We start from the raw sequence: 25,021 nt of genomic DNA on the forward strand, positions 1-25,021 counted from the left end.
GCGGAAGGGTCCTCATCGAGCGGTGTCCCGGTACAGGCGGCGCAGGTAGTTGAAGAGACGGCGGCCCCAGCGCAGGCGTAGGCCGGTGGCGTCGCAGTGCCCGCACCAGCGCCGGACGCGCCCGTTGGGCTTGATGGTCTTGCCGTGTCCGTCGCAGCGGCGGCGCCGGGCGAAGGGGGCGGCGGCGCATGCGGCGGCGTAGCCGAGCGCCCAGACGAGGGCGGCCAGGATGAGCCAGGCGAGGATCACCGGCATGGCGGGCAGGGTGTCGGGGAGGGTCGCGGTGGTGGTCGCGTGGTGGGTGGTCGCGGTCGCGGCCAGATGGGTCATGGGAGGGCTCCAGAGGCGGTTTTCAGGCGTGGTGAGCCGAGCCCGCTACCCGCGACCTGCGGATATCCGGGCTGGTCAGAGGCGATGTGGGCGGTCGCGGGGCGGGTCGCGCCGCCGCGACCGGTCGCGGGTGAGTCGCGACCCGGCGAACCCCTCTCGCGGGTCCGCCGGGCGGATGCCGGGCCTATCCGGTGGTGGCTTCCCGGCGGTTGATCGCGGCGGTGACGGCGGCCTTCTTGGCACCCTTGAGCGCCTTGCCGTCCCGCTTGATGTCCACGCTCGGCACGCCCAGGGCGCGCAGCTGAGCGGAGATCGCATCCGGGGTCACGTCGGCGTAGTGCTCGGGGATGCGCTCGGCCAGCCGGGCGGCGATCAGCGCCCACGGAAGGCCAGTCTCCGAACCCTGGAAGACGCTCGCCGCGTCGGCCAGCACGTCGCGCACCTCACGGATGGCGGCCTGCCCGGCGTAGCCGGACAGAGTGCCGGCGCGCTCACGGAGCTTGCGGGCGACCTGAAGGATCTTCTCGGCGTCTTCGGCATCGGCCAGGTAGAACCGCACGGTCGGGGTATCGTCCCCGGCGCCGCGCAGCAGGCCAACGCCCTTGTAGGAGGGCAGCAGGGCGGAGGAGTCGAACCCTTCGGAGTAGGCACCGGAGCCCAGCACGAGGTCAGAAACCTGCCATGAGCCGGTGCGCAGGGCGATGCGGACCTGGTGGTTGTCGCGGAAGCTGGTGAAGGCGGTGGCGGTGTCGCCGGTCCCGACTCCGCCGGGCTTCTGCGTGGCGTCGAGCACGATCACTCCGGCGGCAGGGGCGACCTTGACCAGGTACACCAGCAGGGTGACAACCACCCGGACGACGCGCCCGGCCAGCCGGAGACGGCGGGCGGGCAGGTCGTCCCGCTGGACGAGCGCCGCCGCGCCCGGCAGGCCAGCACGGACCAGCCCGCCGAGGGTGCCGCGTCGGTCGCCCGGCGGACCGCCGCCCGCGACATCTCCTACGAAATCGAGCTGGACGAGGCCCCGCCCGCCGACGTCGCGCCGGTCCCGGCCTGCACATTGCCTTGGCGGCGGCCTCTCGGGCCTGCCGCTCGTCGTCGGGTAGCAACAACTCCGTTGCTGCTGTCAGCGCCTTCCTCTCGGCTCATGGGCTCCTGCCGGTGGTCAGCTATATCTCGGCACGCGCAGACGCGGACCCAACGCTCATGAAGCCACATCCGCACCTTGTACGGCGGGCACTGGTGGAGCTGGCGGCAGTAGCAGAGCGAACAGTGCTGGTTGGCGACTCTCTCAGCGATATCGAGGCGGCCAAGGCCGCCGCAGTTCTCTCGGTTGGCTACGCCAACAAACCCGGCAAAGCCGAGCGCTTCCCCGCTGTCGGGGCCGATGTGGTTGTGACTCGGATGTCGGATCTAATCTCCGCCCTATAGATGTCCCCACTGTCGCTCGTGTCCCCAGACGTCAGGTGAGCTGGAAAAACACGCACGACCAAGGGGGGCTAGCCGGGGACATCCGTCTGCACAGCGTCCCTCGACGGACGTCTGGGCGCTCTGAGGGTGTGCTGAAGGACGACGGCCTCCTTCGAGCGAACCTGCCACAACTCTTATCTGAACTAGATAAGATAAGCCGCATGAGTGGTCTGACAAGAGTGACAGGCCCACTGCTCGACGTCCTGGAGGTACTGCTCACAGCGTACGTGGTAGGCAACGGCGAAGTGCATGGGTGGGAGATCATGAAGACCACCAAACGCACTGGACCCACAACCTATGGCGTGCTTGATCGCCTAGAGCAGGCAGAGTGGATCGTCGGCCGGTGGGAGGAAAAGGAGAGCGAGGATGGGAAACCTCGACGACGGTACTACCGCCTCACTCCAGATGGTTTCGCGGGTGCGCAGAAACTTTTGACAGAACGGCGCCCTGGATGGGAGACCCCACACCTCACACCGAAGCCGGGACTAGCTCTCTTCCGCACGAGTGAGGCCCGGTGACGACCGCAGAGATTGTTTTTGCCGTCTTATCTGGACTACTGATCAATGAGGGCTGCGAAGTCTCACCATGGCTCGCAAAGAAACTAACCGTGCGGGCCGCAAGACGCGCATACGCAGATTCTGAGAAGGCAGAGGTCCGCGCAGAGGAATGGTCTGCAGTAATCGATGAACGTCCGGGAAAACTATTCAAGTTGTGCACGGGAGTCTGGTTCTACACAGGCGCACTCTCTATCACAGCCCGCCACAAGACCGGACGCCTAATTACCAGAGGGGCAATCATCGCAGGCGATCAACTGACGAAGGCCGCTCTGCTCGTCAGTCGCACTCCTGAACTCTACATTCCCCTCCTGCGACTCGCCGCAAGGTTAGGATCAAAAGAAGCTCTCCTCCTTCTTGCCGGGGCGCTAGAAAGGCAAGGGAGAATAGCGGAGGCGATGAGTCATCTCAAAGTTCTGCACTACACTAAAAGATGGTCACTCGCTTGGATAAGGCTAGGGGCACTACTAGAAGCCACGGGCCAAATCGACGCCGCCATCGACGTATACCGCACCAGCCTCACATTCGGTGGCACATATGCCCGTGCCGAGCTAGTCCGCTTGCTGATCTCCAAGGATCGGACAGAAGAAGCGATCGATCTCGGCGTGACACTACTCAACGGGCAAGACGAGGCGACTATAGCTTGCAAGCAAATGGAGTCTTCGCTACTTCCGATTGTGCGCCAGGAGCCCAGGACACTAAATGCTATAACCAGGGGCGCGAGGGCTGCCCAGAAGCTAACTTATAAGGAGATCGACCTCGCGACGCGCCTTTGGCTAGGCGGCCTCCTTGAGATGGAAGGACAGATTGACCAAGCTATCCACGTCTACGAGCCAGTCGCGGGGCAGGACAAACTTGCAGCACTACGGCTTGCGAGGTTGAGAGAAGGCGACACCTCCATACCCCTCACTCCTATACCTGTTCCTCATCTGGTTCACCAAGTGAACACCGAGGGCCAGCCCTCGCAGATTTAGTTCTGCCTTGTCAAGTCGTCTTCCGGAATACTAGAGAGGAGAGAGCTGCAACATTTTTGGGAATGTTGCAGCCCTCTCCTCGGGTCTCAGTTTGGGTCTCAGTTCACCCTCGTACGGCCACGTTCACGGGCGTACACCGTGGGCCCGGCTCCCTGGTCAAGGCCAGCTTCGGACAGCTGCGTACGAAGATCCGCAGACTTGGAAAGCGTGTTGGGGGCAACCCCTCAGGAGTTCGAATCTCCTATCCTCCGCGCATGGTTGAGCAGCAGAGCTGAGCAGCAAGAACACGTAGGGCCCGGTCGATCCAGCCGGGCCTTTCGTGTGTCCGGGCTTTTCCTGGTCCGAGCCTCACTCGTTGTCCTCGTGGAGCTCCCGGATGAGGCGCAGCAGGGCCTGCCGTACGGGCTCCGGTGAAAGGACGCGCAGAGGTGTCGCCAGGCCGATGAGATACCTGGCGAGCCCGTCCGCGTCGGGACCGCCGACCTCGACGGCGCCGACAGCGCGGCCTGATCTCCGCCGACGGCGCCGCTCAGCGCCGCCTCGCGCAGCCCGACGGCCACGGCGAGCGCCTCCTCGTCGTCGAGGATCAGCGGCGGCACCCGGGATCCGGCCCGCAGGTGGTAACCATCCCATGGCCCGGGATCGGATTCGACGGCATAGCCGAGTTCCCGGAGCTTGGCGATGTCCCGCCGCACGGTGCGCTCGGTGACCGCGGTCCGCTGGGCCAGCTCGGCGCAGGTCCACGAGGGCCGGGGTTCCATGCGACCAGGACCGGATCTGTCCTGGTCACGTCGTAGCGTCTCCTTCATGGAAAGCACCTCCGCCCCCGCGTTCCGCTACTCCGCCGTCACCTTCGATTGCCCCGACCCCGCCGACCTGGCCCGCTTCTACGGCGAGGCCCTCGGCCTGCCCGTGGTCTTCTCCACCGACGACTTCGTCCTGCTGGGCCAGGAGGGCGCGGCCGGGCTGGGGTTCAACCGGCTGGCCGACTACCGCCGTCCCACCTGGCCGGATCCCGCGCAGGAGAAGCAGGCCCACATCGAACTGGGCGTCGACGACCTGGACGCCGCACAGGCCCGGCTGCTCGCCCTGGGGGCCGTCAAGCCCGATTTCCAGCCGGACCCGGACCGGTGGCGGGTCCTGCTGGACCCCGCGGGCCACCCGTTCTGCATCTCCACCCTCGTCTGAGCGCTCACCGTCGTCGAAGGACAAGCCACATGACATCCGCCATCCCCGACCCGTCGGTGCTGCACCCGCTGCCTCAGCACGAACGGGTGGTGTTCCTCAAGCCCCTGGTGACCGACCCGCGCATCGAGGTCGGGGATTTCACCTATTACGACGACCCGGAGACCGCCCGCGAGTTCGAGCAGCGCAACGTGCTGTACGCGTACGGCCCGGAGCGCCTGGTGATCGGCAAGTACTGCGCGATCGCCACCGGCACCCGCTTCCTGATGGCCGGTGCCGAGCATCCCACCTTGGGCGTCTCCACTTTTCCCTTCACGATGTTCGGAGGCGTGTGGGCCGAGCGCACTCTCGACATCGTCACGGCCATGCCCAGCCGGGGCGACACCGCGGTCGGCAACGACGTGTGGTTCGGCCGGGGCGTCACCGTCATGCCGGGTGTGACGATCGGCGACGGGGCGATCATCGCCACGGGCGCCGTGGTCACCGCCGACGTGCCGCCCTACACGATCGTCGGTGGCAACCCGGCGCGCGCCATCCGCCGCCGCTACGAGGACGCCGACGTCGAAAGGCTGCTGCGCGCGGCCTGGTGGGACTGGCCTGTCGAACTGGTCACCGAGCACGTACGCACAATCATGACCGGTTCCCCGGCCGACATCGAGGCCGTCGCCATCGAGGCCGGACGCCTGTGATGCCGCCCGGAACGCCGTGTGTCACCAGGGCACCACCCCGGCGTCGTCGAAGAACCCGCCGGTCGGGCCGTCGTCGGGCAGGGTCGCGAGCCGGATCGCGATCGCCGCGCCCTGCTCCGGGGTGCGGACGCCGCGGAAGCCGTTGAGGTCGGTCGCGCAGAAACCGGGACAGCCGGCGTTGATCAGGATGTTCGTGTCGCGCAGCTCCTTGGCGTACTGCACGGTGACGGCGTTGAGGAACGTCTTCGACGGCGCGTACGCGGCGGAGATCGGGCCGGTTTCGGCGCCGGGAGTGGTCTGCCGGGTGAGAGAGCCGACGGTGCTGGACATGTTCACGATGCGCGGCGACGCCGAGCGGCGCAGCAACGGCAGCATCGCGTTGGTGACGCGGATGACGCCGATCACGTTGGTCTCCACGGCCGCCCGCATCGTCGCGGGGTCGACCGTCGTGGGCGTCTGCGGCATGCCCCCGGTCACCCCCGCGTTGTTGACGAGCACGTCGAGGCGTCCCGCGCGCTCCTCGATCAGCCCCGCGGCGGCGGCCACGCTCGCGTCGTCGGTCACGTCGAGCGGCACGCCGAACGCGTCGACGCCGGCCGCGCGCAGCTTCTCCACCGCGGCTTCCCCGCGCTCCTCGTCCCTGGCGCCGACGCCGACGCTCCAGCCGAGGGCGCCCAGGCCGGCGGCGATCTCGTATCCGATCCCCTTGTTCGCGCCGGTGACCAGCGCGATCGTCCGTTCGCTCATGCGTTTCATCCTGTCCGCACCCACGGCGGGACTTCCAACACCGTTTGGGTGGGCGGCGATACCTCCCGAGTATCGATCCGGGCGTCCCGGGGTACCGTGGCGGCATGGAGACGCGGGAGCTGCGCTACTTCGTCGCCGTCGCAGAGGAGCTGCACTTCGGGCGGGCCGCGCAACGGCTCGGGATCGCGCAGCCGCCGCTGTCGCGGGCGATCGGGCAGCTCGAACGGCGGCTCGGGGTGACGCTGCTGGAACGCACGAGCCGCTCGGTCACCCTGACCGAGGCCGGGGCGGTGCTGCTGCGCGAGGGCCAGGCGGCCCTCGACGCGGTCGAGGCCGCCGAGCGCCGCACCCGCCGCGCCGCCCTCGCCGCGACCGGCCGGCCCGGCCTGGTCCTCGTCACGAAGGCCGGAGCATCCGGCGAGCTGCTGCCGAAGCTGCTCGACGCGTACGCCGCCGAGCCCGGCGCGGTCGCCGTCGACGTGCTCCTGTGCGGGATCGGCGAGCAGGAGCGGCTGCTGCGCGACGGGCGGGCCGACGTGGCGCTGCTGCACCGGCCGTTCGACTCGACGGCCGGGTTCGACGTCGAGGAGCTGTGCACGGAGGGGCAGGTCGTGGTCCTGCCGGCCGGGCACCCTCTCACCGCACGGGCCCACCTGCGGATGGCCGACGTCACCGCGCTGCCCGGCCTGCCGATGCCGCGCTGGCCCGGCCGGGACGGCACGTACCCGGACGGCCCAGGTCCGCAGGTCCGGGACCACGCGCAGCTACTGCAGTTGATCGCGCTCGGCCGGGCCTCGGCGGTCCTGCCTGAGTCGTGCCGGGCCCATCTGCGGAGCGACCTCGCCGCCGTGCCGGTGCTGGACGCGCCGTCGGTGACGACGGTGATCGCGTGGCCGCCGCACAGCCGGTCCCGGGCGCTCGCGGGGCTGGTCCGGGTCGCGACCCGGCTCTAGTTCAGATCCAGCTGCGCAGCAGCATGCGGCTCAGCCAGACGTCGTACGGCACGGGCACGGCGGTGAGCACGGGCGACAGCCACCAGAAGTTCACCAGCGCCAGCAGCGTGAACGCGCCTGCCACCGCCGCCCCCGTGGAGCGCCGCGCGGCCGACGCGCCCGGCGGCCCGAGGACGAGCCCGCATGCCAGCACGATCGCGAGGATCATGAACGGCACCGCCGGGAGCGCGTAGAACAGGTACATCGTGCGGTCGTCGGCCAATGCGAAGTAGAACCACGGCAGCCATCCCGCGGCGTAGGCGAGCAGCACGGCCCCCGCCCGCCAGTCGCGGGTCGCCGGATACCAGACCACCATCGCGAGCAGCGCGAGCAGCCCGCCGTACCAGATCACCGGGGTACCGGTCCCGAGGATCGCCTGCGAGCAGGAGGGTGCGCCGCACGTGCCGCGGGGCGACTGGTAGAAGAACAGGACCGGCCGCAGCAGCAGGGGCCATCCCCAGGGGTCCGACTGGTAGTCGTGGTGCGCGCTCAGCCCCTGGTGGGAGCCGAACACCTGGCTCTGGTAGTCCACCAGCGAGCGTAGCGAGTCGAAGACGAAGTAGGCCCAGCCGTTCGTGGTCGCGCGGTCCCAGTTGCGGCCCCACCCGCCTGCCGAGGCGAGCCACCCGGCGAACGACACGACGTACACGACGGGCGGTACGGCGCCGAGCCAGGCGAGGCCCAGCGGCCAGTCGAGGCGGGCCGCCTGCCGGTACGGCCGGCGCAGGCCGACGGCGCGCCTGGCCCCGCAGTCCCAGACGAGTGTCATGATCCCGAAAGCCACGACGAACAGCAGGCCGGTCCACTTGGTCGCCGTCGCCGCGCCCAGGCACAGCCCGGCCGCCAGCCGCCAGGGCCGCGGACCGAGCCGGGGGGCGGGCCCGTCCAGCGCGGAGGTGCGATACCACTCCGCCAGGCGGGTGCGGGCCGCGTCGCGGTCCGTGACCAGGCAGGCGAAGCCCGCGAGCACCCAGAACGTGAGGAAGACGTCGAGCAGCGCCGAGCGCGACAGCACGAGGTGCAGGCCGTCCAGGGCCAGCAGCAGACCGGCGAGGCAGCCGAGGAGGGTCGAGCGGGTCATCCGCCGGGCGGTCCGCGCCAGGACCAGCACGCTGAGCGTGCCCGCGAGCGCGGCGACGCACCGCCACCCGAAGGGCGTGAGGCCGAAAAGCCACTCTCCCGCGCCGATCAGCCATTTGCCGAGCGGGGGGTGGACGACGTAGGCGGCGCACTCCTCGACCGTCCCGCACGTCTTGAACACGTCCGTGCCGCCACGCAGGATGACCTGTTCCGCGCCGTCGGCGAACTGCCGCTCGACGCCGTACGTGATCAGCGAGTAGGCGTCCTTGGCGTAGTAGAGCTCGTCGAAGACGAACGCGTGCGGCGCATTGAGACGATCGAACCGGAGGAACCCTCCGAAAGCGGCCACGGCGATCGGGCCGAGCCACCCCCGCCCGCCCGGCATCGGCGGCACCAGCCGGGGTAACGCGCTCCGAGGCACGCGATGATCCTAACCCGGCAAAACGCGAAGATCAGGCCAAGACAGATCCGGCATGGCGGGCCGTCAAGCATGATCACCGCCATCCAGGGCAGTAGCCCCGCCAAGCAACCGGCAACGCCATCGGGAGCGTCGCAGATGGATTTCGATGACCGAGCGCAACTCGACGCCTCACAGGTCGAGGACGTCGGTGGTGGAGGCGGGTTCCGCGGCGGAGGTCTGGCCATCGGCGGCGGAGCCGCCGGCATCATCGCCCTCATCGTGGCCCTGATCTTCGGCGTCAACCCCGGCGACATCACGGGCGGCGGCGACGAGCCCGCCGGCCTGCAGCCCACCAGCGACCTGAGCGCGCAGTGCAAGACCGGCGCCGACGCCGACCAGTCGGAGAAGTGCCGGGTCGTGGGCGTCGTCAACAGCATCCAGAAGTACTGGAGCGAGCAGATCCAGGGCTACACCGGCGCGAAGACCACCCTGTTCTCCGGCGGGGTGCAGACGGGCTGCGGCGCGGCGGACTCCTCGGTCGGCCCCTTCTACTGCCCTCGCGACAAGCACGTCTACCTGGATCTGTCGTTCTTCGACGAGCTGCAGTCGCGGTTCGGGGCCAAGGGCGGCCCGTTCGCCCAGGCGTACGTGATCGCCCACGAGTACGGCCACCACGCGCAGGACCTGCTCGGCACGATGAACAGGGTCGGCCAGGACCAGGGGGCGGAGAGCGGCTCGGTGCGGCTCGAACTCCAGGCCGACTGCTACGCGGGCGTGTGGGCCAAGAACGCGGTGGACACCGGCTTCTACGCCAAGCCGTTCACGGATGCCGACATCCAGGAGGCGCTCGACGCCGCCGCGGCGGTCGGCGACGACCACATCCAGGAGCAGGCCCAGGGCAGGGTCAACCCGGAGGCGTTCACCCACGGCACCTCCGCCCAGCGGATGAAGTGGTTCACGAACGGCTACTCGTCGGGCGACCCGGCACGCTGCGACACCTTCTCCGGAAGCGTCTGAGACCCCTGGCGGAGCCTCCGATGCCAAAGGATTGCATCGTCTTTTAGACTACGTACCGTGATCTTCAAGTTGGTCGGTGACGGACGGCCCTACCCCGAACACGGACTGTCGTCCCGCGAGTGGGCGCAGATCCCGCCCCGGCAGGTCCGGCTCGACACGCTGATCACCACGAAGGCGGTGCTGGACCTGCACTCGTTGCTCGCCAAGGACTCGACCTTCTACGGCGACCTGTTCCCGCACGTGGTGCAGTGGAAGGGCGAGCTGTACCTGGAGGACGGCCTGCACCGCGCCCTGCGCGCCGCCCTCCACCAGCGCTCGGTGCTGCACGCCCGCGTGCTGGAGCTGCAGGACTAGGCGCTCCCCAGGCGAGATCGTCTGTCTGACTGCTTCGGTAGCCTTACGGTCATTTGACTTGACCAGCCTTCGACAGAAGGGAACCGGGCAGTGCTCGACGACGCCGGACTCCACGCTCTCCGCGAGGCGGCTCGGCTGTCTCCGGACAACCTTCCCCTGCGGCGCCATCTCGCCGAGCAGCTTCTGACCAAGGGTTACCTCGCCGAGGCCGAGGCCGAGTTCCGCGCCGCCCTCGTGCTGTCGCCCCAGGACCCGGACGTCGTCGCAGGTCTCGCGGAGGCCTTCGTGCGGCAGAGCGCCTACGGTGCCGCGCTGTCGGCGCTGGAACCGCTCCTGACGGCTCCCGGCCACCCGCCGCGCGTCGGGTTGCTCGCCGCCAGAGCGCTGCTGGGCGAGGGCGACGTGGCCGGGGCGGCGCGCCGCTACCACGACGCGGTCGCCCGCGATCCCTCGCTGGCCGACCCCGGCCTTGCCGCCCGGCTGGCGCCGCAACCCGCCACGCCCCACCCGCCGCAGCCCGCTCCTTCCGGCACGCCGTACTCGCCCGGAGCGCACCCCGACGCCACCGACGCCACCGACGCTCCCGAGGCCGCGCGCTCCCGCGTCACGTTCGCCGACGTGGCCGGCATGGAGGCGGTCAAGGAGGCGTTGCGGATGAAGCTCCTGCTCCCCGTCCAGCAGCCCGAGCTGTTCGCCGCGTTCGGCAAGCGCGCGGGCGGCGGAGTGCTGCTGTACGGCCCTCCGGGCGCGGGCAAGACCCACCTGGCCAGGGCCGCGGCGGGCGAGCTCGGCGCGGCGTTCGTCAGCGTCGGGCTGGCCGACATCCTGGACATGTACATCGGCTCCAGCGAGCGCAACCTGCGGGCCACGTTCGAGATGGCCCGCCGCAACCGGCCGTGCGTGCTCTTCTTCGACGAGGTCGACGCGCTGGCGGCGCGCCGCTCCGACATGCGGCAGGCGCACACCCGGCAGCTGGTCAACCAGTTCCTCGCCGAGCTCGACGGCGTGGACGAGGACGCCAACGAGGGCGTCCTGGTGCTGGCCGCAACCAACGCGCCCTGGTACATCGACGTGGCGTTCCGGCGTCCCGGGCGGTTCGACCAGATGGTGTTCGTGCCTCCGCCGGACGCCGCGGCCCGCGCCGCCATCCTGCGCATTCTGTGCCGCGACAAGCCGCTGGCCGAGATGGACTTCGACGCGGTGGCGAAGGTGACGGACGGGTTCGTGGGAGCCGACCTCAAGGGCGTGGTCGACCGCGCGGTGGAGACCAAGCTCCACCAGTCCATCAGCGCGGGCCGTCCCCTCCCGCTGACGACCCACGACCTGCTCGCGGTGGCCCAGGCGACGAGGCCGACGGCCGTGAAGGAGTGGCTGGGGACGGCGCGCAACTACGTCCTGCACGCCAACGACTCCGGCGCCTGGGACGAGCTGATGCCCTGGATCGACGGCAAGAAGGTCGGCAAGGGCAGATGGTGACCGCCGCGGCGCCGATCGAGCGGGCGCGGACGCTGCTGGAGCTGCGCCGCCCGGAGGAGGCCGAGCGAGAGCTGCGCGGCCTGCTCGCCCAGGACCCCCAGAACGTCGACGGGCACGCCTTCCTCGCGGTCGCGCTGACGGGGCAGCGGAGGCCGGTCGAGGCGATCGGCGAGGCCGTGGAAGCGGTACGGCTCGCGCCGGACCACTGGTTCCCGCACTACGTGGCCGGTCAGGCGTACTACGGGGCGGGGCGGCCACGGGAGGCCGCCGACGCCGCACAGGCGTGCCTGGAGCTCGCCCCCGAGCACGCACCGGCCTGGGAGCTGCTGGCCCGGGTGCACGTCTACGTCGAGCACTGGCCGCGGGCGGCCGACGCGGCGCGCCACGGGCTCGCCCTCGCGCCCGAGGACGCCGACCTGGCAGGCCTGCTCGCCGTGGCCCTCACCATGCTCGGCGACGCCGCCGGGGCGAAGGAGGCCGCCGCGCGGGCCGTGGGGCTGGCCCCCGAGAGCGCCCTGGCCCATCTGGCGTACGGGCGCGCGCAGCTCGCCTTCGGCTCACCCGGCGAGGCCGCCCGCGCGTTCCGCGAGGTGCTCCGCCTGTCTCCGGGGTTCGACCAGGCCAGGGACCTCCTGGTGGCGGCGCTCAAGCGGCGCAACCCCGTCTACCGCCTGCTCGCGCGGCTGCGCGGCACGTTCTTCGGCGGGTGGCGGATGCTGTTCCTGCTGCCGGTCATGCCTCCGGTCATCGCCCTGTTCGTCCTCATCGCGCTCCTGCACTGGGCGGCCTGGGTCGCCGAGGCGGTCACCACCCTGCGCCTGGCCCGCGCCAGGGCCACCCGGTTGCTCTTCGAGGGCGCGGAGGCGCGGGTGGCCCTCGTGTGCTGCTGCCTGCTGGCCGCCGGCACGGCGCTGCTCGTCACGGGCGTGGCGGCCGCCCAGGAGGCGGTGGGAGTGGCCGGCGCGGCGGTCATGACGTTGATCACCCCCGTGCAGGAGGCGGCGCACACCAGCGCGCCCCGCGGCCGCGCCCTCCTGTACGGCTGGGCGATCCTCCTGGGACTGGCGGCCGCCCTGGCGGTGCTCCTGTCCTCCCCCGCTGCCGCGCTGCTCGCCGCCTACGCCGGGCTGGCCGGCATCTGGGTGGCCGCGGGCGTGCGGCGGCTGGCCGGGACCAGGACGACGAACGCCCTCTGACCGGCATCAGACGCGAAAGAGCCGCCGACCCGTTTGATCAACCATGTGATCGGGATCGGCGGCTCATTCCTCGAGCGGTGGAGGTGGGATTTGAACCCACGGTAGGTTGCCCTACACACGCTTTCGAGGCGTGCGCCCTCGGCCACTAGGCGACTCCACCGCGCAGCAGCTTACCGGACGAACACCACTGCGCGCGCATCCGTTTCCGTCCGCCCGCCCGGTCAGGCGCGACGGCCCGAGAAGAACTCGGTCAGCACGGCCGCGCACTCGTCGGCCAGCACGCCCATGACCACCTCGGGCCGGTGGTTGAGCCTGCGGTCCCGCAGGACGTCCCACAGCGATCCGGCGGCCCCGGCCTTCTCGTCCACCGCGCCGTACACCACGCGGTCCACCCGGGCGAGGACCGCGGCGCCGGCGCACATCGTGCAGGGTTCCAGCGTGACGACGAGAGTGCAGCCCGTCAGCCGCCAGTCGCCGATCTCCGCCGCCGCCGCTCGCAGGGCGAGCACCTCGGCGTGAGCGGTGGGGTCGGCGCTGGCCTCGCGGTCGTTGCCCGCCGCCGCCAGCACCTCTCCCGGCACCACCGAGCCCGGCCGTGACACTCCGGGCCGTGACATTCCGGGCGGCGACACTCCCGATTGGGGCGGGCCGAGCACGACGGCGCCGACCGGCACCTCGCCGCGCCCGCCCGCCCGTACGGCCTCCGCCAGCGCCAGCCGCATGGCGGCCTCGTACATGTCCGGCGGCGGCGAGCCGGTCACCGCAGGCGGTCGAGCTCGTCGGCGAAGCCGAGCCGTTCGGCGATGAGGGAGAGGATGTCGGCGGGCAGCACGCCCTCCTCCATGCTGAGCTCCACGAGCTCCTCCGCGCTCAGCGAGAAGTCGCCGAGCAGCTCCAGGTCGCCCACCGGACGGATGCCGAGGTCGGGCGCGTCCTTGTCCACCACGACGCCGGCCAGCTCGGCGAAGATCTCGCCGAGCGGGTCGTTCTGCACGGAGTGCGCGTCGGAGATGAACACGCGGGGGTCGAGGTCGTCCTCATAACGGATGATCGCGAACCACTCGTCCTCGACCTCGACGCAGAGCAGGGCGAGCTCGTCGCCGCTGAGCCCGAGCGCCTCCTGCAGGGCGTCGCTCAGGTCGTCGGCGATCTCGGCCTCGCCGAGGTCGACCTCGGCGCCGGCCCAGCGGCCGTCGATGCGGGCGAAACCGGCGGAGAAAAGGTTCGATCTGGAGGGCATTGCCGTCTCCCCAGGTCAGCCGATGGCGGCGTCGACGGCGCGTTCGAATGGCTGGGAGAAGCCCAGCCGCGCGGCGATGCTGGACAGGACCTCGTCGGGCAGCAGGTCGAGGTCGCCGGACAGCGCGCCCAGCTCCATCTCGTCGAGCCCGAGGTCGGCGAAGATGGACAGGTCTCCGGCGGGGAGCACGCTGTCGAGCTCCTCCTCCTCGGGCACGGGCACGTCGAGGTATTCGAGGACCTGCTGCGCCAGCGGCCACTCCCAGGCGGCCGTGATGTCCGAGAGGAAGACGTCCACCTGCTCGCCGAAGACCCGTAACGCCACGAAGAAGTCATCCCCTACGGCGACCATGCCAATCGTGGTCCCCATGCTGGGAGTCTGGCGGAGGGCGTGAATGAGGCCGTCCAGGTCGGAGGTCAGCGCCACCGGGAGCATCTCCGCCTCCCAGCGGTCCTCCTCGCGATAGACAACGATGGCGAAGTCAAGAGTGTCCACGTCTGTCATCGTCTTCCCCACCGCACGGTCTTCACGCAGGCAATGGTCGCAGAATCGGAGTCGTACCGTACCGTGCTCACTCCAAATCGTGATCAAAGACTCAGCCGACGTCGAGGGTTTGCCCAGGAGACGGTAACTTCTCCTCCCATGGAGACCCTCGTCGTCGACCACCCGCTCGTCGCCCACAAGCTCACCACTCTCCGCGACGTGCGGACCGACTCGCCGACGTTCCGCCGCCTGGCCGACGAGCTGGTCACGCTGCTCGCCTACGAGGCCACCAGGGACGTGCGGGTCACCGACGTGACGGTCGACACTCCGCTCGCCCCCGCCAACGGCGTACGGCTGGCGCGCCCCGCGCCCCTCGTGGTGCCGATCCTGCGCGCCGGGCTGGGGATGCTCGACGGGATGACCCGGCTCCTGCCGACCGCCGAGGTGGGCTTCCTCGGGATGATCCGCGACGAGTCCACGCTCAAGGCCCAGACCTACGCCACCCGGCTGCCCGAGGACCTGTCCGGCCGCCAGTGCTACGTGCTCGACCCGATGCTCGCGACGGGCGGCACCCTCGCCGCGGCGATCCACTTCCTGTTCGACCGCGGCGCCCGGGACGTCACCGCGATCTGCCTGCTGGCCTCCCCCGAGGGCCTCGCCTACCTGGACGAGGCGTTCCGGGGCGGTGACCGGCCGATCCGGGTGGTGACGGCCGCCCTCGACGAGCGGCTGAACGAGAACGGCTACATCGTGCCCGGACTCGGAGACGCCGGTGACCGCCTGTACGGCGTCGTCTGATTTCCCCGAGGTCTGATTTCCCCGAGGTCTGATTTCCCTTCCTTTCCGCGTTGTCCGTCCGTATCTCACCTCTGGTTACACTGCGCGCCCGATAGGGTACGCAGTGTGATGACGACGTCACCTCGCTCTCTCGCGAGCGGCGCGCCACCAGGGAGAGCGATGATCCAGCATCCGGCCGGCGAGCACTACGAACAGCTCGAGGCCCTGCTCAGGGACGAGTTCGCGGGGGTGCATCCTCCCGCGACGGTGACCCGGTGCGTTCAGGCCGCCCACCACGGCGCCATCGAGGTCACCGGACACGCGCACCCCGCACTGGTCGAGCGCATCGCACGCAAGCACCTGCGGGTCCTGGCGACCGCCGCGGCGGAGCGGGGCTGACGCCGTCGATCATCGAACCCGTTCGCGGTTAGCCGCTTTACCAAACGGGGCGTCTGGGTAATGTATTGGTCATGGGAGTGGTGACGGCGGTGCAAGCGAAGAAAGTCATCAAGTGGACGCTCATCGTGTCGGCAGGCTTCTACCTGCTCACGAGACCGACTGACGCGGCCCACACGGTCCACGGGGCCTTCAACGGAATCGTCAGCGCGGCCGACTCGATGGCGCAGTTCTTCGCCACCCTGACATGAGACTTGTGACCCACGGGGACTCAGCCCCGTCGTCGGTCAACCGTTACCTCCTCCCCCACGAACACCAAGTCATCATGGTCCGGCGCCATCCCGCCGTGCTCCTGCGCCCGGTCGCCGAGATCTTCGGTGGGCTCATCCTCGCCGGAGTCCTCAGCAAGTTCCTGAGCGACAACGGTGCGAGCCAGGCCCTCGCCCTCGTCTGGTGGGCCTGGCTCCTCCTGCTGGTTCGATTCGTCTGGAAGGTCGCGGAGTGGTCGGTCGACTACTTCGTCGTCACCTCCCAGCGCATGCTTCTCACCACGGGCCTCATCACGCGCAAGGTCGCGATGATGCCCCTGAGCAAGGTCACCGACATGAGCTTCCAGCGCTCGCTCCTCGGCCGCATGCTCGGCTACGGCGAGTTCGTGATGGAGTCGGCCGGCCAGGATCAGGCGCTGCGTACCGTCCCCCACATCCCCTATCCGGAGACCTTGTACCTCGAGGTCTGCCAGATGATCTTCCCCAGCAAGGACGGGGACGACGACTGACCGGCGGCCCCCGTCCGCTATCTAGACGCCGTGATCGAACCTTCATCGTCGTGATTCTTGACGGAGGGTTACACGATTCGGTCGCTTCGTGCCATTATGGCGACACTATTGACCCTTCCCCCGCCCTGAGAGATCAGATGCCGAGTCAGGGAACCATCGGTGACCGCGTCCGCGGATTGCGGTTGAGCAGGCGAATGTCTCAGGCCCAGTTGGCCGGACCCGACCTGTCCGACAGTTACGTCTCCCTCATCGAGTCCGGAAAGCGGACACCCACTCCGGTCGTCGCCCGGCTGCTCGCCGAGCGGCTCGGTTGCACCACCGAGTTCCTGCTCCACGGGATAGAACCCCGGCAGCGCATCGACACCGAGCTCGGCCTCCGACATGCCGAGCTCGAGCTGTATCACGGCGATCCCGCCGTGGCGGCCGACCGCTTCGGCGAGATCGTCAAGGCGGCGGGTGAGGACAACGCGATGCTGGCCGCCCACGCGCGGCTCGGTGTGGCGCGGGCGCTGGAGGCCCAGGGCCGCGTCGGTCGGGCCGTCGAGGCGTACGAGCGGCTGCGCCGCGAGGCCACCGCGCACCCCGAGCGCCTCGCCGACCTGCCGCTGACCGTCGCGCTGTGCCGCTGCTACCAGCGGGCCGGCGACCGGCTGCGGGCGCGGGACCTCGGCGCCCACGCGCTCGGCCAGATCGACCGGCTCGGAGTGACCGAGGGCGAGCTGGCCGTCGAGCTGGCGCTGGCGCTGGTGGAAACCGAGACCGGCCTGCCGTACGTCGAGCGGGTGCTGTCGACCGCGGGCCCGGCGCGAGCGGGCGACCGCAGCGCGGAGATCCTCGCACTGTGGCAGGCCAGCGTCACGGCGGCCGAAGGCGAGGACTCGGCGCTGGCCGTGCAGCTCGCCGAGGACGCCCTCGCGGCGGGCCGCCCGGCCCGGATCGCCGTACGCCGCGCCCGCATCGCGATGCACTGGGCTCGCATCACCGCGGCGGATCCCGAAGGCGCGGATTTGGATCGAGCCAACGATCTCGCGAGGTCCGCGGCGGACGTCTTCGCGGAGTTTCCGGCCGAACGGCAGGAGCACGCGCGGAGCCTCGTGGTGCTGAGTTTCGTACGGTTCCGGACCGGAGACGCGGAATCCGCAGTCGAACTCGCCGATCAGGCACTGGATCTGTTGGGGGTCCCCAAGGGGACCACCGCGGCCACCGCGAACATGGTCCTGGCCGAGGTCGCGTTGGCACGGTCCGAAGATCCGGTGCCCGCGCTGGACCGAGCGCACGACCTGCTGGACGGCGAGGCGCCCGACCGGGAGACCGCCCGGGCCTGGCGCATGCTCGGCGACCTGTGGGGCCAGGCCGGTGCCCTCGACCGGCAGGCAGGGGCATATCGTAGAGCCCTGGAAGCGGTCGGAATCCGCGTGAACATACCGGGCTCCATGACCACCTCGACGGTGCTCGCTCGATAGCCTCCTGGGGCTCCGGACTTGTTCTGGAGGCTCTGGAATAATGAGGGTCTACCACTCATTCCATCATCGGATGATTGGCAACCCTAAGGAGGCTGACGTGAGCCTGCGGACGGCGCAGCGGGCGTCTCTCGTGGATCAGGTGATCGACCAGCTCAAGGAGCAGATCACCTCCGGCTCCTGGCAGATGAATGCCAAGATTCCCACCGAGACGGTGCTCGCCGAGCACCTCGGAGTCGGCAGGAACACGGTCCGGGAGGCGGTCCGCGCGCTGACCCACGCCGGACTGCTGGAGTGCCGCCAGGGCGACGGCACGTACGTGCGGGCCACCAGCGAGCTGTCGGGCGCGATGGCCAGGCGACTGCGCGCGGCCGAGCAACTGGAGATCCTGGAGGTCCGGCGCGCCCTGGAGGTCGAGGCGGCCCGGCTCGCGGCGACGAGGCGGACCGACGAGGACGTCACGTCGATCGAAGCGGCGCTGGCCGCCCGCGAGAAGGCATGGTCGGACGGCGACCCCGAGGCGTTCGTCGAGGCCGACCTCGCCTTCCACGTGGCGGTCGTCGAGGCCACGCACAACCGGGTGCTGATCGACCTCTACGTCGACTTCTCCGCGGCGCTGCGGGCGAGCATCGCGGCGGCCGGCGGCTCCCTGGAGCAGAACTACATCCCCCACGACGCGATCGTGCGCGCGATCGCCGCCGGCGACGCCACCGCGGCCGAGCGGGCCGGTCATGCGTGCATGGAGCACATCCTCATCGCCCTCACCGACTCCGCCAGCCTCACCTCCTGAGCCCCCAACCGCCCGGCGGGTCCGTCCGAACGGCACCCGCGGGGCCCGATCAGGTGAGCATCAGGTGAGCACAGTCAGCCGAGCCGCAGGGACATGACGAGGTAGCGGAAGCCGGGGTCCTCACCCTCGTCGGTGATCAGCGCGGGACGGGTCGGCGAGTCCATGTGGATGCGCGCCCGCTCGGTCGTGACGCCCGCCAGCCCGTCGAGCAGGAAGTGGGGCTGGAAGGCGATCTGGATGTCCGGACCCTCCAGCTCGGCGTCGACGACCTCCGCGCCCCTGCCGATGTCGCCGCCCCCGGCCTGGATCAGCACCTGTCCCTGGGAGAACGACAGCCGGACCGCGGCGTTGCGCTCGGCGACCAGCACGACGCGCCTGACGGCCTCCACGAACGGTCCCACCGCCACGTCGGCGTGGATCGTCCACTGCTCGGTCAACCGGGACCGGTAGTCGATGAACTGGTCGTCCAGCAGCCGCACCGTTGTGGTGCGCCCCTGACTCTCGAAACCCGCGACGTTGTCGCCCAGGCCGATCGCCACCTCGCCGCCGCGCAGCGATCGGGCCACCTCGACCAGCACCCGCGCCGGCACGACCACGCCGTGCCGCGCGTCCTGCCGTTCCGGATGCCACAGGAACTCGCCGGCGGCGATGCGGTAGCGGTCGGTGGCCGCCATCGACACCCGCACGCCCTCGATGTCCACGCGGATGCCCGTCAGCATGGGCAGCGTGTCGTCTCGGCTCGCGGCGGCGGCCACCTGCCCGACCACGGTGGCGAAGGCGCCGCCGCCCACGGCGCCGACCTTCGGCGGCATCGGCGGCATCGCGGGGAAGTCCTCGTCCGGCATCGTGATCAGCCCGAACTCCGCGCTGCCGCAGGTGAGCACCACTTCCGACCCGCTTCTGACGATCTCGACGGGCCGGGCGGGCAGGCTCCGGGTGATCTCGGCCAGGACCTTCCCGGGGATCAGCACCCGCCCCGGCTCGGCGACGTCGGCCTCGACGTCGGCACGGGCCGACACGTCGTAGTCGAAAGCGGAAATCCGCAGGTCGTCTCCCGCCTCCAGCAGCAGGCCCGCGAGGACGGGCACGGCGGGCCGGGCGGGCAGCACCCGGGCCGCCCACGCCACCGCGTCGGCCAGAACGTCGCGGTTAACCTGGAATTTCATCCCGACCTCCTGCCTGCGCCACGACTCGACCCCAAAAGTAGCGCCCGGCACCGACAATCCCGGCGGACCCTACTTGCTGTTGAGGAAGGCGAGCACGGCGAGGACGCGCCGGTTGTCGTCGTCCGAGGGCGCCAGGCCGAGCTTGGTGAAGATGCTCGCCGTGTGCTTGCCCACCGCGCTGTCGCTGAGGAACAGCCGCTGCCCGATCGCGGCGTTCGACCTGCCCTCGGCCATCAGTTCGAGCACCTCGCGCTCCCGGGGGGTGAGCCGGCCGAGCGGTTCGTTGCGCGCGTTGCTCGCCAGGAGCCGGGCGATCACCTCGGGGTCCATGGCCGTCCCGCCGGCCGCGACCCGGCGTACGGCGTCGACGAACTGCTCGCCGTTGAACACCCGGTCCTTCAGCAGGTAACCCACGCCGCCGGACCCGTCGGCCAGCAACTCCCTGGCGTACAGCTGCTCGACGTGCTGGGAGAGCACGAGGACCGGCAGGCCGGGCATCCGCCGACGCGCGGCCAGGGCGGCCTGCAGCCCCTCGTCGGTGAAGGTCGGCGGGAGCCGCACGTCCACGACGGCCACGTCGGGACGCTCGCCGACCAGGGCGGCGAGCAACTCCGGGCCGGACTCGACCGCCGCGACCACCTCGAAGCCGTGTGCGCGCAGCAGGGCGACCAGGCCCTCTCGCAGCAGGTGCAGGTCTTCGGCCAGCACTACCCGCACGCGCCGCCCTCCGCTTCCCTGGTCCGCGCCGTCGTCGCCAGCGCGACGGCCAGCAGGCCGCCGCCGAGCGCAATCATGCCCACGATGACCGGCCACTGGAAGGGCTCGGGCACGTGCAGGCCGAGGAACCAGGACTTCACCGGCGATCCCACCAGCTTCAGCACCATCGCGACCAGCCCCTGCGGGAACAGCGCGATCGGCCACAGCCCCCAGCACAGGCGGCCGAAGTAGCGCCACGGGGTCGTCGGCGCCGGCCGCACCCGGAACGCCCGGGGCAGCTCGATGACGGCAGTGGTCGGGCCGCCCGCGGGGCTGTTCACCGCGAGGACGCCGTCGAAGGCTCCGAGCCTGCGCTCGATGCCGCGCAGGCCGGTGCCCTGCTCGGGGTCCGCGCCGCCGTGGCCGTCGTCGGTCACCGTCACGCGCAGCGCCGGACCCTGCGTGCTCACGTCCACCCACGCCTCGGTCGCGTCGCCGTGGCGGGCGGCGTTGGCAAGCAGCTCGCTGACCGCGAAGTACGCCGCGGACTCCAGCGGCGCGGAGGCACGCTCGGGCAGGTCGACCGTGACGTGGGTGCGCAGCGGGCTGTCCAGGGCGAGGGCGCGTACGGCGTCGCCGAGACCGCGCTCGGCCAGCACCGGGGGATGGATGCCGCGCACCAGTCGCCGGATCTCCTGCAGCGCGGTCGCCGAGGCCTCCCTCGCCTTGCCGAGCAGCGCCCGGGCGGCCTGCGGGTCGCTTTCCAGCAGTTGCTCGGCCGCGCCGATGGTCATGCCGATCGCCACCAGACGGGCCTGGGCGCCGTCGTGCAGGTCGCGCTCGATCCGGCGCAGCTCGGCGGCCTGGGAGTCGACGGCCTCGGTGCGGGCGGCGTCGAGGCGGCTGACCCGCTGGGCCAGCCTGGCCTTCTCGGTGGGCCCCAGCAACGCGGCGGCGACCCGGCCGTGAAGCCGCACGGCCCACGGCGCGTACCAGCGCACGACGATCAGCGCGAGCAGGATCCACACCGCGCCCACCGGGTCGCCCGCGACCAGGCGGACGACGCCGTACGCGGTCGCGAGCAGCGGCGCGGCGGCCACGAGCCCGCTCGTCAGCGGCGCGGCGAGCAGATAGGCGAAGTCGCGCCAGGTGGCCGGGTCCTTCGTCATCCAGTGCCACCGCAGGTTGAAGGCCGGGATCGTCGGCCGCTTGTACAGCGTGCGGCCGTCGCGGTACCACCCGTCGCGCTGCGGCACCGGCGGGGGCGGCTCGGGCCGGTACGGCTCGTCGACCGGTATGCCCGACCAGCGCGCGGCCAGCCGGCGTTGCAGCCGGGTCACGACCCGCGCGAGCCGTACGGCCGGGGGAAAGACGATCACCAGGCCGACCGCGAAGGTGAGCAGCACCGCCGCCAGCATCGCCAGGCCGGCGGCCAGGCCCAGCAGGGCGAGGCCGGCGAGGGCGGTGCTCCGTGCCAGGGCGGTGAGGGCCGAGCGAGCCGAGGTCATGGGTTCAGTCTGGAGGCTGCCGCCGGACCGGCACAGTGGCCCGAGCCGCCCGATGGGGGTGGGGAAAAGTGCACCCCCGCCGGGTCCGCAGCCGCATTCCGGGCCGCCCGCCCGGTTCCTAGCGTCGTCGGCATGGCAATCATCACCGTGAACCACCTCCGCAAGACGTACGGAACGCGGGTCGCGGTCGAGGACGTGTCGTTCTCCGTGGAGGAGGGCGAGGTCTTCGGCATCGTGGGCCGCAACGGGGCGGGCAAGACGACGACGGTCGAGTGCGTCGCCGGGCTGCGCACGCCCACCGCGGGCACCGTCACCGTGGACGCGGACCTGAAGGAACAGGTCGGCGTGCAGCTCCAGGAGTGCTCGCTGCCCGACAAGATCCGGGTCGGGGAGGCGCTGGCGCTCTACGCCTCGTTCTACTCCCGCCCGGCCGGCTGGCGGGCCCTGGCCGAGGAGGCCGGGCTCGACCTCCGCGCGCCCTTCGGCAAGCTGTCGGGCGGGCAGCGCCAGCGGCTGTCGGTCGCGCTCGCGCTGGTCGGAAGCCCGCGCGTCGCGATACTCGACGAGCTCACCACCGGCCTCGACCCGCGGGCCCGCCGCGAGACGTGGGACCAGGTCGTCCGGATCAGGGAGCGCGGCGTGACCGTCCTGCTCGTGACCCACTTCATGGAGGAGGTGGAGCGCCTGTGCGACCGGGTCGCGGTCGTCTCCCGGGGGCGTGTGCGGGCGGTCGACACCCCCGCCGGGCTGGTCGCCCGCGCCGGCGGCGAGCAGCGCCTGGTCTTCCACACCGACGATCCCGTCGACGGCCTGCGGGCGCTGCCCGAGGTGGCGTCCGTCACCACGAGCGGCTCGGAGGTCACCGTCACCGGCACGGGCGACCTGCTGAGCGCCGTCGCCGCAGTGCTGCCCCCGTCCAGGACGCGGGGCCTGCGCATGGAGCGCACCACCCTCGACGACGCGTTCCTCGTTCTCACCGCCGAATCCCTCGCCGGCACCCAGGAGGAGTCATGACGAAGGCCTTCGGAAAACTCGCGGCCGTGGAGGCCCGGCTCTTCCTCCGCGAGCCGATGGCGGTGTTCTTCGCGATCGTGCTGCCGGTGGGGCTGCTGCTGGCGCTGGGCACGACGATCCCCGGCTTCCGCGACGCGGATCCGTCGCTGGGCGGCCAGCGGTTCGTGGACGCGCCCTTCACGGCGATGATGGTGCTGCTGTCGATCGTGACGCTCGGGCTGAGCGTGCTGCCGGGCAGCCTGGTGATCTACCGGGAACGCGGCGTGCTGCGGCGGCTGTCCACCACGCCGGTGCGGCCGGGCGCGCTGCTGGCGGCCCAACTGCTGATCAACGTGGTCGTGTCCGTGGTCGCCACCACGCTGACGCTGGTGCTGGGCCACCTGATCCTCGGGGTGCCGCTGCCCGGTTCGCCCTGGGCGTTCGCGGCGGTCTTCGTCCTCGGCACGCTCACCATGCTCGCCATCGGGCTGCTGCTGGCCGCCGTGGCGCCGAACGCCCGGGTCGTCCAGGGAGCGGGCTCGGCCCTCATGTTCCCCCTGCTGTTCCTCGCCGGGATGTGGCTGCCCCGGCCCGCCATGCCCGAACTCCTGGGGCGGATCAGCGACTTCACGCCCACGGGCGCCTTCGGGCAGGGGCTGATGGACACGCTGGGCGGGCACGTCCCCCAGCCGCTCCACCTCGCCGTACTGGCAGGCTGGGCGCTGGCCGCCGGTCTCGCCGCGGCCCGGCTGTTCCGCTGGGAGTAGTCGGTGCGGCCCGAGGGGCCCGGCGCCTACCTCCGGGGTAATCGCCGGGCCGATCGGCGACCGGATAGCGTCGGGGACGTGACCGTCGCCATGCTTCACCAGCGGCCGTTCGGCGAGCTCCTGCGCCAGTGGCGCGAGCACCGGCGGCTGAGCCAGCTCGAACTGTCCAACCAGGCCGAGATCTCCACCCGGCACATCAGCTTTCTGGAAACCGGCCGGGCCACGCCGAGCCGCGACATGGTGCTCCACCTCTCCGAGCATCTGGACCTTCCGCTCCGCGAGCGCAACCACCTGCTGCTGGCCGCCGGATACGCCCCCGTCTACACCGAGTCGCCGCTCGACTCGCCGGGGATGGCGGCGGTGTGCGAGGCGATCCGGCGGCTGCTGTCGGCCCACGACCCCTATCCGGCTGTGGTGGTGGACCGCACCTGGGAGCTCGTCGACGCCAACGAGGGCATCGCGCTGCTGGCCGAGGGCGTGGACCCCGACCTGCTGAGCAACGTGCTGCGGGCGAGCCTGCACCCCGAAGGGCTCGCCCCGCACATCCTGAACCTGGGCGAGTGGCGGGCACACCTGCTCGGACGGCTGCGCCGGCAGATCACGCTCACCGCCGACCCGCAGCTCACCGAGCTGTACACCGAGCTGCGCGACTACCCCTGCGACCAGCCGGAACCCGAGGTGGAGCTGCCCGGCCCCGGGGACATCCTCGTGCCGCTGCGGGTGCGGCGGGCCGGGCGGGAGCTGACGTTCTTCAGCATCGTGGCGACCTTCGGCACCCCGCTCGACATCACGGTCTCCGAGCTGGCCATCGAGTCGTTCTACCCCGCCGATCCCGCGACGGCGGCCTTCCTCCGCGACACCTCTTCGTGATCATCCGGCGTCCGCACGGCGATACGGCCCTGCCACAATTCCCTCAATCATGATCAGGGGGAGGAGGCCGGGGTGCCCGCACGGGTGCTGACCAACACGTTCCACGTGGACGCCGCGCCGGAGGAGGTCTTCGAGCACCTCACGACGCCCGAGAGTTACATCGGCCTGTCACCGCTCGTGGTCGCCGTGCGGGACGTCGACCGGTCCGAGCCGGGGGTGGTGCGTTACACCTCGGTCGAGCGGTTCCGCTTCCTCGGCCTGAAGTACGACAACCCCATCGCGGTCACGCTGCTGACCGAGCGCCTGGCCGAGAGACTGTCCGTACGGGGACAGGTGCGCAGCCCCGGCGGCGTCCGGATGGGCTACCGCTTCGACCTGTCCCCGGAGGCCGGCGGCACGCGGGTGGACGACCGGCTGGACCTGAGCGCACCGTGGCTCGTCATGGGATTCGCGGCGGGCCAGGCGCGGAAGGTGCAGCTCGCCAGGGCCCGGATCCTCGCCGAACGGCTGTCCGGGCGGCCTACGCGCGGTTGGTGAGCGACTCCGGCGACTCCGGCGACTCCGGCGACTCCGGGCGACTCGGCGTACGTCGCGGTCGCGAGCGCCGGGTCGAGGGCGGCGACCCCGCGAACCGGT

The 25,021-nt window shown here is 70.9% G+C and carries 30 protein-coding genes, 1 tRNA gene and 1 pseudogene; 20 read left to right on the plus strand and 12 right to left on the minus strand.

Annotated features, from left to right (window positions below; genetic code table 11):
* Nucleotides 1–12 precede the first annotated feature (12 nt).
* The gene (locus ABZ857_RS12930) at nucleotides 13–330 is read right to left on the minus strand and encodes a hypothetical protein (protein ID WP_357042061.1); all 318 of its coding nucleotides are present in this window, start codon (nucleotides 328–330) and stop codon (nucleotides 13–15) included.
* 184 nt (nucleotides 331–514) lie between these two features.
* Nucleotides 515–1,180, minus strand: a complete 666-nt coding sequence (locus ABZ857_RS12935) for a hypothetical protein (RefSeq protein ID WP_357042064.1) — start codon at nucleotides 1,178–1,180, stop codon at nucleotides 515–517.
* 212 nt (nucleotides 1,181–1,392) lie between these two features.
* Between ABZ857_RS12935 and ABZ857_RS12940 the strand changes: the two genes are divergently transcribed.
* The 3 genes from ABZ857_RS12940 to ABZ857_RS12950 all read left to right on the plus strand — a co-directional run bounded on the left by ABZ857_RS12940 (nucleotide 1,393) and on the right by ABZ857_RS12950 (nucleotide 3,325).
* On the plus strand, nucleotides 1,393–1,758 hold the full coding sequence (locus ABZ857_RS12940; protein ID WP_357042067.1) for an HAD hydrolase-like protein: 366 nt from the start codon (nucleotides 1,393–1,395) through the stop codon (nucleotides 1,756–1,758).
* Between the two features lie 200 nt (nucleotides 1,759–1,958).
* Nucleotides 1,959–2,315, plus strand: coding sequence for a PadR family transcriptional regulator (locus tag ABZ857_RS12945; protein ID WP_357042070.1), 357 nt, complete (start codon nucleotides 1,959–1,961; stop codon nucleotides 2,313–2,315).
* Nucleotides 2,312–3,325, plus strand: a complete 1,014-nt coding sequence (locus ABZ857_RS12950; protein WP_357042073.1) for a hypothetical protein — start codon at nucleotides 2,312–2,314, stop codon at nucleotides 3,323–3,325. Before ABZ857_RS12945 ends, ABZ857_RS12950 begins: the two co-directional genes overlap by 4 nt.
* Before the next feature lie 512 nt (nucleotides 3,326–3,837).
* On the opposite strand, the pseudogene ABZ857_RS12955 reads toward ABZ857_RS12950, so the two are convergent.
* Nucleotides 3,838–4,086: pseudogene (locus tag ABZ857_RS12955) on the minus strand (HTH domain-containing protein); the annotation flags it as partial.
* 46 nt (nucleotides 4,087–4,132) lie between these two features.
* Here ABZ857_RS12955 and ABZ857_RS12960 point away from each other — a divergent pair.
* Nucleotides 4,133–4,513: a VOC family protein gene (locus tag ABZ857_RS12960; protein ID WP_357042076.1), complete on the plus strand. Its 381-nt coding sequence runs from the start codon at nucleotides 4,133–4,135 to the stop codon at nucleotides 4,511–4,513.
* Between the two features lie 29 nt (nucleotides 4,514–4,542).
* Nucleotides 4,543–5,199: a CatB-related O-acetyltransferase gene (locus ABZ857_RS12965; protein WP_357042079.1), complete on the plus strand. Its 657-nt coding sequence runs from the start codon at nucleotides 4,543–4,545 to the stop codon at nucleotides 5,197–5,199.
* A 21-nt stretch (nucleotides 5,200–5,220) separates the two neighbouring features.
* Here ABZ857_RS12965 and ABZ857_RS12970 read toward each other — a convergent pair whose 3' ends face one another.
* Nucleotides 5,221–5,946, minus strand: a complete 726-nt coding sequence (locus ABZ857_RS12970; protein ID WP_357042082.1) for an SDR family oxidoreductase — start codon at nucleotides 5,944–5,946, stop codon at nucleotides 5,221–5,223.
* Nucleotides 5,947–6,050: 104 nt separating this feature from the next.
* Here ABZ857_RS12970 and ABZ857_RS12975 point away from each other — a divergent pair, with 104 nt between their 5' ends.
* Nucleotides 6,051–6,899 (plus strand): LysR family transcriptional regulator, encoded by an 849-nt coding sequence (locus ABZ857_RS12975; protein ID WP_357042084.1) that lies wholly within the window; start codon nucleotides 6,051–6,053, stop codon nucleotides 6,897–6,899.
* Between the two features lies 1 nt (nucleotide 6,900).
* Here ABZ857_RS12975 and ABZ857_RS12980 read toward each other — a convergent pair whose 3' ends face one another.
* Nucleotides 6,901–8,439, minus strand: a complete 1,539-nt coding sequence (locus ABZ857_RS12980; protein ID WP_357042087.1) for a phospholipid carrier-dependent glycosyltransferase — start codon at nucleotides 8,437–8,439, stop codon at nucleotides 6,901–6,903.
* Between the two features lie 135 nt (nucleotides 8,440–8,574).
* On the opposite strand from ABZ857_RS12980, the gene ABZ857_RS12985 reads away from it, so the two are divergent.
* From ABZ857_RS12985 to ABZ857_RS13000, 4 genes are all read left to right on the plus strand, one after another.
* Nucleotides 8,575–9,435 (plus strand): neutral zinc metallopeptidase, encoded by an 861-nt coding sequence (locus ABZ857_RS12985; RefSeq protein ID WP_357042090.1) that lies wholly within the window; start codon nucleotides 8,575–8,577, stop codon nucleotides 9,433–9,435.
* A 57-nt stretch (nucleotides 9,436–9,492) separates the two neighbouring features.
* The gene (locus tag ABZ857_RS12990; protein ID WP_079320148.1) at nucleotides 9,493–9,789 is read left to right on the plus strand and encodes a type II toxin-antitoxin system VapB family antitoxin; all 297 of its coding nucleotides are present in this window, start codon (nucleotides 9,493–9,495) and stop codon (nucleotides 9,787–9,789) included.
* Between the two features lie 90 nt (nucleotides 9,790–9,879).
* Nucleotides 9,880–11,265, plus strand: coding sequence for an ATP-binding protein (locus ABZ857_RS12995; RefSeq protein WP_357042095.1), 1,386 nt, complete (start codon nucleotides 9,880–9,882; stop codon nucleotides 11,263–11,265).
* A complete protein-coding gene (locus ABZ857_RS13000; RefSeq protein WP_357042098.1) occupies nucleotides 11,259–12,461 on the plus strand; it encodes a tetratricopeptide repeat protein in 1,203 nt (400 codons plus the stop codon). The genes ABZ857_RS12995 and ABZ857_RS13000 overlap by 7 nt, the downstream gene beginning before the upstream one ends.
* Nucleotides 12,462–12,536: 75 nt before the next feature.
* On the opposite strand, the gene ABZ857_RS13005 is transcribed toward ABZ857_RS13000, so the two are convergent.
* The 4 genes from ABZ857_RS13005 to ABZ857_RS13020 all read right to left on the minus strand — a co-directional run bounded on the left by ABZ857_RS13005 (nucleotide 12,537) and on the right by ABZ857_RS13020 (nucleotide 14,205).
* Nucleotides 12,537–12,621 (minus strand) — tRNA-Ser (locus tag ABZ857_RS13005).
* Nucleotides 12,622–12,682: 61 nt separating this feature from the next.
* Nucleotides 12,683–13,198 carry a nucleoside deaminase gene (locus ABZ857_RS13010; RefSeq protein WP_357042551.1) on the minus strand — a complete coding sequence of 172 codons (516 nt, stop codon included), beginning with the start codon at nucleotides 13,196–13,198 and terminating at the stop codon, nucleotides 12,683–12,685.
* Between the two features lie 20 nt (nucleotides 13,199–13,218).
* On the minus strand, nucleotides 13,219–13,701 hold the full coding sequence (locus ABZ857_RS13015; RefSeq protein ID WP_357042101.1) for a tRNA adenosine deaminase-associated protein: 483 nt from the start codon (nucleotides 13,699–13,701) through the stop codon (nucleotides 13,219–13,221).
* A gap of 15 nt (nucleotides 13,702–13,716) precedes the next feature.
* A complete protein-coding gene (locus ABZ857_RS13020) occupies nucleotides 13,717–14,205 on the minus strand; it encodes a tRNA adenosine deaminase-associated protein (RefSeq protein ID WP_030508646.1) in 489 nt (162 codons plus the stop codon).
* Nucleotides 14,206–14,343: 138 nt separating this feature from the next.
* Here ABZ857_RS13020 and upp point away from each other — a divergent pair, with 138 nt between their 5' ends.
* The 6 genes from upp to ABZ857_RS13050 all read left to right on the plus strand — a co-directional run bounded on the left by upp (nucleotide 14,344) and on the right by ABZ857_RS13050 (nucleotide 18,385).
* The gene (gene upp, locus ABZ857_RS13025; protein ID WP_357042104.1) at nucleotides 14,344–14,982 is read left to right on the plus strand and encodes a uracil phosphoribosyltransferase; all 639 of its coding nucleotides are present in this window, start codon (nucleotides 14,344–14,346) and stop codon (nucleotides 14,980–14,982) included.
* Between the two features lie 159 nt (nucleotides 14,983–15,141).
* Nucleotides 15,142–15,360 (plus strand): hypothetical protein, encoded by a 219-nt coding sequence (locus ABZ857_RS13030; protein ID WP_079314255.1) that lies wholly within the window; start codon nucleotides 15,142–15,144, stop codon nucleotides 15,358–15,360.
* Between the two features lie 71 nt (nucleotides 15,361–15,431).
* Nucleotides 15,432–15,608, plus strand: a complete 177-nt coding sequence (locus tag ABZ857_RS13035; protein ID WP_179155058.1) for a hypothetical protein — start codon at nucleotides 15,432–15,434, stop codon at nucleotides 15,606–15,608.
* Entirely contained in the window at nucleotides 15,605–16,135 is a 531-nt protein-coding gene (locus ABZ857_RS13040; protein ID WP_079314254.1) for a PH domain-containing protein, read from the plus strand. The genes ABZ857_RS13035 and ABZ857_RS13040 overlap by 4 nt, the downstream gene beginning before the upstream one ends.
* A 137-nt stretch (nucleotides 16,136–16,272) precedes the next feature.
* Nucleotides 16,273–17,598, plus strand: coding sequence for a helix-turn-helix transcriptional regulator (locus ABZ857_RS13045; RefSeq protein ID WP_357042109.1), 1,326 nt, complete (start codon nucleotides 16,273–16,275; stop codon nucleotides 17,596–17,598).
* Nucleotides 17,599–17,695: 97 nt separating this feature from the next.
* On the plus strand, nucleotides 17,696–18,385 hold the full coding sequence (locus ABZ857_RS13050) for a FadR/GntR family transcriptional regulator (protein WP_357042111.1): 690 nt from the start codon (nucleotides 17,696–17,698) through the stop codon (nucleotides 18,383–18,385).
* Between the two features lie 74 nt (nucleotides 18,386–18,459).
* On the opposite strand, the gene dnaN is transcribed toward ABZ857_RS13050, so the two are convergent.
* The 3 genes from dnaN to ABZ857_RS13065 form a co-directional block, all read right to left on the minus strand.
* The gene (dnaN, locus tag ABZ857_RS13055) at nucleotides 18,460–19,551 is read right to left on the minus strand and encodes a DNA polymerase III subunit beta (RefSeq protein ID WP_357042115.1); all 1,092 of its coding nucleotides are present in this window, start codon (nucleotides 19,549–19,551) and stop codon (nucleotides 18,460–18,462) included.
* A gap of 69 nt (nucleotides 19,552–19,620) precedes the next feature.
* Nucleotides 19,621–20,268, minus strand: coding sequence for a response regulator transcription factor (locus tag ABZ857_RS13060; RefSeq protein ID WP_357042119.1), 648 nt, complete (start codon nucleotides 20,266–20,268; stop codon nucleotides 19,621–19,623).
* The gene (locus tag ABZ857_RS13065; protein ID WP_357042122.1) at nucleotides 20,259–21,755 is read right to left on the minus strand and encodes a sensor histidine kinase; all 1,497 of its coding nucleotides are present in this window, start codon (nucleotides 21,753–21,755) and stop codon (nucleotides 20,259–20,261) included. Before ABZ857_RS13065 ends, ABZ857_RS13060 begins: the two co-directional genes overlap by 10 nt.
* A 132-nt stretch (nucleotides 21,756–21,887) precedes the next feature.
* Between ABZ857_RS13065 and ABZ857_RS13070 the strand changes: the two genes are divergently transcribed.
* The 4 genes from ABZ857_RS13070 (at nucleotide 21,888) to ABZ857_RS13085 (ending at nucleotide 24,922) form a co-directional block, all read left to right on the plus strand.
* Nucleotides 21,888–22,769, plus strand: a complete 882-nt coding sequence (locus ABZ857_RS13070; protein WP_357042125.1) for an ABC transporter ATP-binding protein — start codon at nucleotides 21,888–21,890, stop codon at nucleotides 22,767–22,769.
* Nucleotides 22,766–23,515, plus strand: a complete 750-nt coding sequence (locus ABZ857_RS13075; protein WP_357042128.1) for an ABC transporter permease — start codon at nucleotides 22,766–22,768, stop codon at nucleotides 23,513–23,515. The genes ABZ857_RS13070 and ABZ857_RS13075 overlap by 4 nt, the downstream gene beginning before the upstream one ends.
* Before the next feature lie 78 nt (nucleotides 23,516–23,593).
* Nucleotides 23,594–24,385 carry a helix-turn-helix transcriptional regulator gene (locus ABZ857_RS13080; protein WP_357042131.1) on the plus strand — a complete coding sequence of 264 codons (792 nt, stop codon included), beginning with the start codon at nucleotides 23,594–23,596 and terminating at the stop codon, nucleotides 24,383–24,385.
* A gap of 72 nt (nucleotides 24,386–24,457) precedes the next feature.
* Nucleotides 24,458–24,922 (plus strand): SRPBCC family protein, encoded by a 465-nt coding sequence (locus tag ABZ857_RS13085; protein WP_357042134.1) that lies wholly within the window; start codon nucleotides 24,458–24,460, stop codon nucleotides 24,920–24,922.
* The last annotated feature ends 99 nt before the right edge of the window (nucleotides 24,923–25,021 follow it).

The organism is Microbispora sp. NPDC046933 (assembly GCF_040644635.1).
In the GTDB taxonomy this organism is placed as follows: Bacteria; Actinomycetota; Actinomycetes; order Streptosporangiales; family Streptosporangiaceae; genus Microbispora.